This is a genomic window from Caulobacter sp. P1_B12_2, assembly GCF_056406675.1.
In genome coordinates this window covers 1-7,734 of the sequence record NZ_JBFTZS010000210.1, presented here as the reverse complement: position 1 = coordinate 7,734, position 7,734 = coordinate 1, and the positions used below count along the sequence as shown (strand labels likewise).

At 70.0% G+C, this 7,734-nt stretch carries 8 protein-coding genes; 2 read left to right on the top strand and 6 right to left on the bottom strand.

Annotated elements, in window-relative coordinates:
* The 4 genes from AC1DZ6_RS14175 to AC1DZ6_RS14160 all read right to left on the bottom strand — a co-directional run.
* The coding region (locus AC1DZ6_RS14175; protein ID WP_477097803.1) for a sigma factor-like helix-turn-helix DNA-binding protein at window positions 1-482 on the bottom strand (482 nt) is incomplete at its 3' end.
* Window positions 483-488: 6 nt separating this feature from the next.
* Window positions 489-842 (bottom strand): YciI family protein, encoded by a 354-nt coding sequence (locus AC1DZ6_RS14170; protein WP_477033203.1) that lies wholly within the window; start codon window positions 840-842, stop codon window positions 489-491.
* A 115-nt stretch (window positions 843-957) separates the two neighbouring features.
* On the bottom strand, window positions 958-1,314 hold the full coding sequence (locus tag AC1DZ6_RS14165) for a YciI family protein (RefSeq protein ID WP_477097802.1): 357 nt from the start codon (window positions 1,312-1,314) through the stop codon (window positions 958-960).
* A gap of 109 nt (window positions 1,315-1,423) precedes the next feature.
* Window positions 1,424-2,758 (bottom strand): dihydroorotase, encoded by a 1,335-nt coding sequence (locus AC1DZ6_RS14160; protein ID WP_477097801.1) that lies wholly within the window; start codon window positions 2,756-2,758, stop codon window positions 1,424-1,426.
* 151 nt (window positions 2,759-2,909) lie between these two features.
* On the opposite strand from AC1DZ6_RS14160, the gene pip reads away from it, so the two are divergent.
* Window positions 2,910-3,995, top strand: coding sequence for a prolyl aminopeptidase (pip, locus tag AC1DZ6_RS14155; protein WP_477097800.1), 1,086 nt, complete (start codon window positions 2,910-2,912; stop codon window positions 3,993-3,995).
* A 174-nt stretch (window positions 3,996-4,169) separates the two neighbouring features.
* On the opposite strand, the gene AC1DZ6_RS14150 is transcribed toward pip, so the two are convergent.
* The gene (locus tag AC1DZ6_RS14150) at window positions 4,170-5,333 is read right to left on the bottom strand and encodes a glycosyltransferase family 9 protein (RefSeq protein WP_477097804.1); all 1,164 of its coding nucleotides are present in this window, start codon (window positions 5,331-5,333) and stop codon (window positions 4,170-4,172) included.
* A gap of 110 nt (window positions 5,334-5,443) precedes the next feature.
* On the opposite strand from AC1DZ6_RS14150, the gene ygfZ reads away from it, so the two are divergent.
* A complete protein-coding gene (gene ygfZ / locus AC1DZ6_RS14145; protein ID WP_477097799.1) occupies window positions 5,444-6,253 on the top strand; it encodes a CAF17-like 4Fe-4S cluster assembly/insertion protein YgfZ in 810 nt (269 codons plus the stop codon).
* Here ygfZ and AC1DZ6_RS14140 read toward each other — a convergent pair.
* Window positions 6,242-7,734, bottom strand: a 1,493-nt coding sequence (locus tag AC1DZ6_RS14140) for a hypothetical protein (RefSeq protein WP_477097798.1), incomplete at its 5' end; no start/stop codon positions are given. The genes ygfZ and AC1DZ6_RS14140 overlap by 12 nt on opposite strands.

Genomic DNA, 7,734 nt, shown 5'->3' with positions numbered 1-7,734 from the left:
ATCTTGCGCTTGGCCCGCACCAGCCGCTGGGCCAGCGTCGGCTCGGGCACCAGGAAGGCCCGGGCGATCTCCTGGGTGGACAGGCCGCAGACCAGGCGCAGGGTCAGGGCCGCGCGGGCGTCGGGCGCCACGGCCGGGTGGCAGCAGACGAAGATCAGCCGCAGCCGCTCGTCGGGGATCAGGCGCGCATCGTCGATCATGACGTCCTCCGCGCTGGGGGGCGGCTGCGGCGGGTCCGGGACCAGCCGGGTCCGCACGCCGCGCCGCCGCAGCATGTCCAGCGCCCGGCGCTGGGCCACGCTGTAGAGCCAGGCCGCCGGGTCACGCGGCTCGCCGTCTTTCGGCCAGGTCTGGGCCGCGTTCAGGCAGGCCTCGGCAAAGGCCTCCTCCGCCAGGTCCAGGTCGCGGAACTTGGCGGCCAGGGCGGCGATCACCCGCCCGCCGTGGGTCCGCGCCGCCTGGTCGAGAAGGCCTCTGGCCATGGACCGCTACGTCGTCCCCTCGATGATCGGCCGCACCTCGACCGAGCCGTCGCCCGACAGCGGCAGTTTGCGCGCCCAGGCCAGGGCTTCATCGAGATCGGGGACCTCGATCAGGTAGAAGCCGCCCAGCTGTTCCTTGCTCTCGGCGTACGGCCCATCGTGCAGCGAACACTGGCCGGCGGCCCGGCGCACGGTGGTGGCGGTGTTGGTGGTCTTCAGCCCCGCCCCGCCGCGCAGCAGGCCCTTCTCGACCAGTTCGCCGGCGAAGGCCGTGTGCTTGGCCAGGATATCCTGCCAGACCGGGCTGTTCTCTTCGCCGTAAACGGCCTCGTCCTCGTAGATCACCAGGGCGTATTGCATGGGTCCGTCCTTCTTGACGACCGGGCCGGCGGAAGCGCCGCCCGGTCTCGGATCAGAGACGCGGCAGCCTGACCGGACTCGACATTCGCCCGCAAGTTTTTCAGCCGGGCTGTTTTCAGGTGGGGGCGTGGACGATCGCCCGGACCTCGACCTTGCCGCCGACCAGCTGCGGGATCTTCTGGGCCCAGGCCTCGGCGGCGGCGATGTCGGGCGCCTCGACCAGATAGAAGCCGGCCAACTGCTCCTTGGTCTCGGCGAACGGTCCGTCGTGGACCACCCGCCCCTCGGCGGTGTTGGCGACGGTGCGGGCGCTCGGGGTGTCGGCCAACCGCGCGCCCTGCCAGGCCATGCCGCTGGCCCGCAGTTCGTCCTGCAGCGCCTCGTGCCCCGCCAAGATGCCCGGCTTGACCGGATCGGTCTCGGGCCGCGCCCAGTCAGCCTCGCTGGAATAGATCATCAGCAGGTACTTCATCGAACCCTCCGTCGGCGCACGGCGCGCGCCCTCGCTGAAAGACGCGCGAGGTGGAGTGGATTCGACAGGGTCATTGGAAAAAGTCGAGGGGGAGGGCCTTGGAAGAGGGTCAGCCCGCCAAGGTCTCCAGGAACCGCACCGGCGTCCCCGTCCCTTCCGCCACGATCTCATCATCGCGCATGACCACGGTCCCGCGCACGATGGTCGCCACCGGCCAGGCCTTGGCTTCGAAGCCGTCGAACGGGGTCCAGCCCGAGCGGGTGGCCATCCAGTCGTGGGTGATGACGCGCTTGGCCTTCATGTCGACGATGGTGAAGTCGGCGTCGAAGCCCTCGGCGATGCGGCCCTTGTCGGCCAGGCCGAACACGCGGTTGACGCCATGGCTGGTCAGGTCGACGAAGCGCTCCAGCGACAGCCTGCCGTTCACGACATGGGTCAGCATGATCGGCACCAGGGTCTGGACGCCCGGCATGCCCGAGGGCGAGGCCGGATAAGGCCGGGCCTTTTCCTCGCGGGTGTGGGGGGCGTGGTCGCTGCCCAGCACGTCGGCGATGCCGGTCTCGATGCCGCGCCAGACCCCGGCCACGTGCTCGGCCGAGCGGATCGGCGGGTTCATCTGGGCGAAGCCCTTCAGGCGCTCATAGGCCTCGGGCGCGACCAGGGTCAGGTGCTGGGGCGTGACCTCGACGCTGGCGACGTCCTTGTGCTTCGAAAGGAACTCTATCTCTTGGTGGGTGGTGACGTGCAGCACGTGGATGCGCTTGCCCAGGCTCTTGGCGATGCGCACCAGGCGCTCTGTCGACTGCATGGCGGCCTGGGCGTCGCGGACCTCGGGGTGGCTGGTCCAGTCGCCGGGACGGGCCAGCGAGCGGCGCTCGGCCAGGCGGTACTCGTCCTCGGAGTGGAAGGCGGCGCGGCGGTTGACGTGCCGCAGCACGTTCTCGACGCCCTCGTCGTCCTGGACCAGCAGGGTGCCGGTCGAGGCGCCCATGAACACCTTGATGCCGCAGCAGCCCGGCAGGCGCTCCAGCTCGCCCAGGAACGTCGCGTTCTCGTGGGTGCCGCCGACATAGAAGGCGTGGTCGGTGTGCATGCGGCCCTTGGCGCGGGCCAGCTTGTCGGCCAGGGCGTCCGGGTCCGTCGTCGTCGGCTCGGTGTTGGGCATCTCGAACACGGCGACCACGCCGCCCAGGGCCGCGCCGCGCGAACCGCTTTCCAGGTCTTCCTTCCACTCCAGGCCGGGCTCGCGGAAGTGGACCTGGCTGTCGATGACGCCGGGCAGCACCGTTAGGCCGGTCGCGTCGAAGATCTCGCCGGCGCTGGCTTGGCCCAGATCGCCGATCGCGACGATCTTGCCGTTGCGGACGCCGATGTCGGTGAAGCCTCGCCCCGCGTGATTGACCACCTCGCCTCCGCGCACGATCAGGTCGAAGGTCTGGGTCATGGGAGCGGCTCCTGCCGGCTTGGGAGGGTTTGACGCGGTCTAGGCGCCCACCCTAGCGGCCGCAAGACCAAATATCGCCCGCTTCCGACATTGACCGCCGCGCGCGACGGGCGCACCTCCCCGTCGTTTTCTCCAACACGACGAGGCCGCCATGGACTTTTCCAGACTCCAGACCACCAGCAAGGTCACGGGCGAGTGGAAGTATCCGCAGGGCGCGCCCAACCGCACGGGGCTTCTGCAGGTCGACCAAGGGCCAGACCACACCCTCTACTGGGAGGAATACGGCGCGCCCGACGGCGAGCCGGTGATGTTCCTGCACGGCGGTCCGGGCGGGGCCTGCGCGCCGGTGATGTCGCGGTTCTTCGATCCGGCCCGGTACCGCGTGATCCTGTTCGACCAGCGCGGCTGCGGGAAGAGCACCCCGACCGTGGCCTCGCACGGCCCGGCCGTCGCCCTCCAGAAGAACGACACCGACCATCTGGTCGCCGACATCGACCGCCTGCGTGACGCGCTCGGGATCACCGGCAAGATGCACGTGTTCGGCGGCAGCTGGGGCAGCACCCTGGCCCTGGTCTACGCCATCCGCCATCCCGAGCACGTGGCCTCGCTGATCCTGCGCGGCATCTTCCTGGGGACCCGCGAGGACCTGCTCTACATGTACCAGGGCAATGCGGCGGTGTTCGCGGAGACGCCCTACGCCCTGAGCGAACCAGGCGCCTATATCGCCTATCCCGACGAGTGGAAGGCCTTCGTCGAGGTCATTCCGGCCGAGCAGCGCGGCGACATGATGAGGGCCTACAAGGCGATCTTCGACGGAACGCCCGGCGACGACGCGGGCCGCCAGGCCCAGCTGCGGGCGGCCTTGGCCTGGTCTGTCTGGGAGGGGGCGATCTCGAACATGATCCCCGCGGCGGACGATCCGGGAAAGTTCGGCGAGGCCGACTTCGCCCTGTGCTTCGCCCAGATCGAGGCCCACTTCTTCGCCAACAACCTGTTCCTGGAACCGGACGAGATCACGCGCAACGTCGAGCGGATCGCCAAGCTGCCGATCCACGTCGTCCACGGCCGCTTCGACCAGGTCTGCCCGCTGACCCAGGCCTCGCGGCTGGTCGCGGCCCTGGCGTCGGTGGGGGTTGAGCCCGCGACCTACGTCCGCACCAACGCCGGCCATAGCGCCATGGAGGCCGAGACGGTGCTGGCGCTCACGGCGATCATGGACGGGTTGGCGAGGATCTAGACCCTGAAATCCGCTCATCCCGGCGAATGCCGGACCCAGATCCCTTAGCGGTGTGGCTGATTGGAAGAGCTCAGAGCTCTTGGCGCCCGCCCAAGCGCCACTCCATCTGGGTCCCGGCATTCGCCGGGATGAGCGGATCAGAAAGGTGATGCTTAGAGGGGGGAGGAGCGCGCCCTAGGTGCGATCCGCCTCGATCGTATCTTCGGCAGCGGGCGTCTCGGCCGGTTGATGATCGGCGTCAGGAACCACATCCTCGACCACCGCCTGAAGCTCCGGCGTGACCGCCGCGTCCTCGAGCGTCGCCTCGGGGGCGTCTTCCTCGACCACCACCTCCGGCGCGGCGTCCTTGGCCGCCTTGACGTCGGCCAGCAGGGCCTTGGCGGCGCGCACCACCGTAGCCACCGGCAGGTCGCTCATGTGGCGGATGGCCTGGGACAGGTCCGGATCGACGGCCAGGAACTGGTCGAACGTGCGCGGGCCGCGCACGGCGCGGGTGTCGGGTCCCCAGGGGGCGTAGCGGCGCTCGTCCGAGGGACCGAACAGGCCGATCGTCGGCACGCCGGCCGCGGCGGCGATGTGCATCAGGCCGCTGTCGTTGCCGATGAACAGGTCCGCCCGCTTCAGCACCGCATAGGCGGTCAGCAGGTCGACCTTGCCGGTCAGGTCCACATAGCGGCCGCGGGCCGAAGCCATGCGCAGCTCTTCGACCATGCGTCCGTCGCCGGGGCCGCCCAGGATCAGCAGCCGCCCGCCCGCCAGCGCGCCCTGCGGGCCCAGCAGCTGCTGGGCGGTCTGGGCGAAGCGCTCGATCGGCCAGATCTTGCCCACCCAGTTGGAGGCCGGGCCGACGGCCAGGATCGGTCCGGCCGGCTCGCCCGGACGTGGGGCCAGAAGTTGGTCGGCCAGGGCCTGGACCTCGGGGGTGATGTAGAGGTGCGGGCTGGGCGGATCGCCTTCCAGCTTCAGCACGCGCGCGGCGTCGATCACCTTGTGCAGCGGCTCGCCGCCGATCTGCTTCTTCCAGATCGCCCGCTTCTCGCGGCGCAGGAACAGGGCCGTGCCCGATCCGCGCAGGTCGACGACCAGGCCCCATTTCCTGTGCCGCACCTGGTTCCACAGCTTAAACCAGTGGCCCTTGCCCTTGCCTTTCTCCATGACGATCACCCGGTCCAGGCCGGGCACATGGGCGAACAGCGGCGCGGCCAAGGGGCCGGAGACGATGGTGAAGCGGGCGTTGGGGATCTGTTCGGCCAGGAACCGGATCAGGCCGGACGACAGCACGGCGTCGCCGATCCGCGTGGCGGTGATGAAAAGAATCGGGAAGGCCCGCTGTGTCATCGGAGCATGTATAGAGCCGGCGGCGAGTCGGCGCATCCCTCGTTAACGGTTCAGCTTTTCATTCATTTGAGGACTGGTGCGCGTGCGTCCTTAGCGCCACATGTGCAGGCATGACCAAGCCCAGCATTGCTCTCCTTCCCAGCCGCGCCGTCATCGTCGCCTCCGGTCCCGACGCCGTGAGCTTCCTCAACGGCCTGCTGACCCAGACGGTCGAGCCCGGCGAACTGCGCTTCGCGGGCCTGCTGACCCCGCAGGGACGGCTGCTCCACGACCTCTTCGTCGCGGCCACCGGCGAGACCGTGTTGCTGGACGTCGCGGCCAAGCATCGCGACGCCATTCTCACCCGCCTGACGATGTACAGGCTGCGGGCCAAGGTCGAGTTGAAGGCCGGCGACCTGAAGGTCTACGCCCTGTTCGGCTTCGCGTCGGACGCCATCGAGGGCTATCCCGCCGATCCGCGCCTGCCGGCCCTGGGCTGGCGGTTCTACGGCGACGCCCTGGACGCCACCGCCACGGAGGACGATTACGACGCCCACCGCCTGGCCCTCGGCGCGCCCGGCCCCGCCGACTGGGGAACCGACAAGACCTATCCGATCGAGGCCAACTTCGACCTGCTGAACGGGATCGACTTCAAGAAGGGCTGCTTCGTCGGCCAGGAGACCACCAGCCGCATGAAGCGGCGGGGGACGATCAAGACCCGCATGCTGCCGCTCGCCTTCGACGGCCCCGCCCCCGCCTTCGGCGCCGAGGTGCTGGCCGGAACTCTGCGGGCCGGCGAGGTGCTGTCGGGCCGCGACGGTCAGGCCATGGCCCTGCTGCGCCTGGACCGCATCGACGGCGCCGACCTCAGCGTGGACAGCCGAGAGGTGACAGTGGACTGGCCCGATTGGGTTCCGCTCCCCGTCCCCTCAGTCCCTTAGCCAAGGCACATCGACGACCTCGTTTTTGCGACGATCGACCGTGCATGCGCTCCTGGGCGAGTCCGGCTTGACCGTGGCCAGGGCGTCGTCGACCCACAGGCGATGGTGGCGCCGGCCGGTCAGGTTGTCGTTGATCGGCAGGGCGGCCAATTGCTGGGCCAGGTCGCGGCGGTCCATGCGCAATAGGGCGACCACCCCGGCCTGCAGCCGTTCGGGACGCGGGTCCGCGCGGGCGGCGGCGGCGACCTGCTCGGCGAAGCCCCGCGCCTGGGTTCCCGCCCGGCAAAGGCCCAGCATGGCGCTGATGCGCCACGTGCCGCGCTCCCGATCCAGCAGGCTCGCCGGGGTCGGCGCGGCCATGGCGCCGAGATCGCCGAGGCGGGCGAGCAGGCCCTCGGCCTCCCGCAGTTGCTCGTCCTCGGCGACCGCCACGATCAGCCGGGGGCCGATGCGGGCGAAGCTCTCGGGCTTGAGAGCGGCCGCTGCCCGGCCGAACTGCCCGCGGCGATCGTAAGCGCTCGGATCGCCGAGATCGCGCTCGATCGCCGCCATCAGGGCCTGGTCGTCGAGGCGATCGGCGTTCTGGATCACCATCCAGGTGTCGAGACTCTGGTCGCTGGCGACCTCCCCGGTCATCAACCGCGAGAACCGGGCCAGTTGCGCGTCCACGGCCTTGGCCCCGAAAGCCTGGGCCTGGGCGACCTGGGGTTCGGACCCCGCGGCCAGCCTCCGGGTCTGGCCTTCGTCCAGCAGCAGGGCGTAGCGGCGTGGACCGGTCTCGACCCGCGTGAAGGCGCGCGGCTTGAGCCGTAGCACCGCCGCCACCTCCTGGGCCTCGCGATCCTGCCCCTTGCCGGCGGCCTCGCCGACCGAGGGCTTCAGGGTGAACATCTTCGCATCGCATTCCAGACCGCTGGTCCAGGTGAAGCAGCCGACCAGGGGGAAGGGAATGGGCGACGGGATGCTGGCCCGGCCGTGCGTCAGCACCGCTCGGCGTCCGTCTGGAGCGGTGATCACGGTGCGGGAGCGCTCGCCGTTCGGAGCCTCTTCCTTCTGGTCCTCGTACGCCACCCGCAGCGGCGCCCGGTCGGGCGCGGCGGGCAACCGCAGCAGGCAGGCGTTCTTGACGTTGGCCCTGTCGATGCTCACCACCCCGGCGCCCATCGCCAAGTCGAGGGACTTGGGAATGGTTTGGCACGTCGCTTTGGGCAACACCCGGAACGAGGACGGCAGCCCGGTGTCGCCATCGGGCTTGTCGGCATAGGTCACGGGCACGGCGTACGGCTGGACCAAGCCCTCGGCCAGCCTCTGGGGCGCGACCAGGCTCATGCGGGCCGGATCGAACGGCAGGCTCTGGGCGGCGTTCTCGCGCTTCAGGCGCTGGTCGGCGGCGCGGTAGTCCAGGTAGCCGGCGCCGCTGATCGCCAGGTTCAGGCCATAGACGGCGATCGGCACGATCAGCAGCACCTTCGGCGCGGCGC

Bases quoted from the DNA above. Each gene is read 5' to 3' on its own strand.
- AC1DZ6_RS14170 (WP_477033203.1), bottom strand. From the start codon at position 842: ATGCAATACGCCCTGGTGATCTACGAGGACGAGGCCGTTTACGGCGAA.
- AC1DZ6_RS14165 (WP_477097802.1), bottom strand. From the start codon at position 1,314: ATGAAGTACCTGCTGATGATCTATTCCAGCGAGGCTGACTGGGCGCGG.
- AC1DZ6_RS14160 (WP_477097801.1), bottom strand. From the start codon at position 2,758: ATGACCCAGACCTTCGACCTGATCGTGCGCGGAGGCGAGGTGGTCAAT.
- pip (WP_477097800.1), top strand. From the start codon at position 2,910: ATGGACTTTTCCAGACTCCAGACCACCAGCAAGGTCACGGGCGAGTGG.
- AC1DZ6_RS14150 (WP_477097804.1), bottom strand. From the start codon at position 5,333: ATGACACAGCGGGCCTTCCCGATTCTTTTCATCACCGCCACGCGGATC.
- ygfZ (WP_477097799.1), top strand. From the start codon at position 5,444: ATGACCAAGCCCAGCATTGCTCTCCTTCCCAGCCGCGCCGTCATCGTC.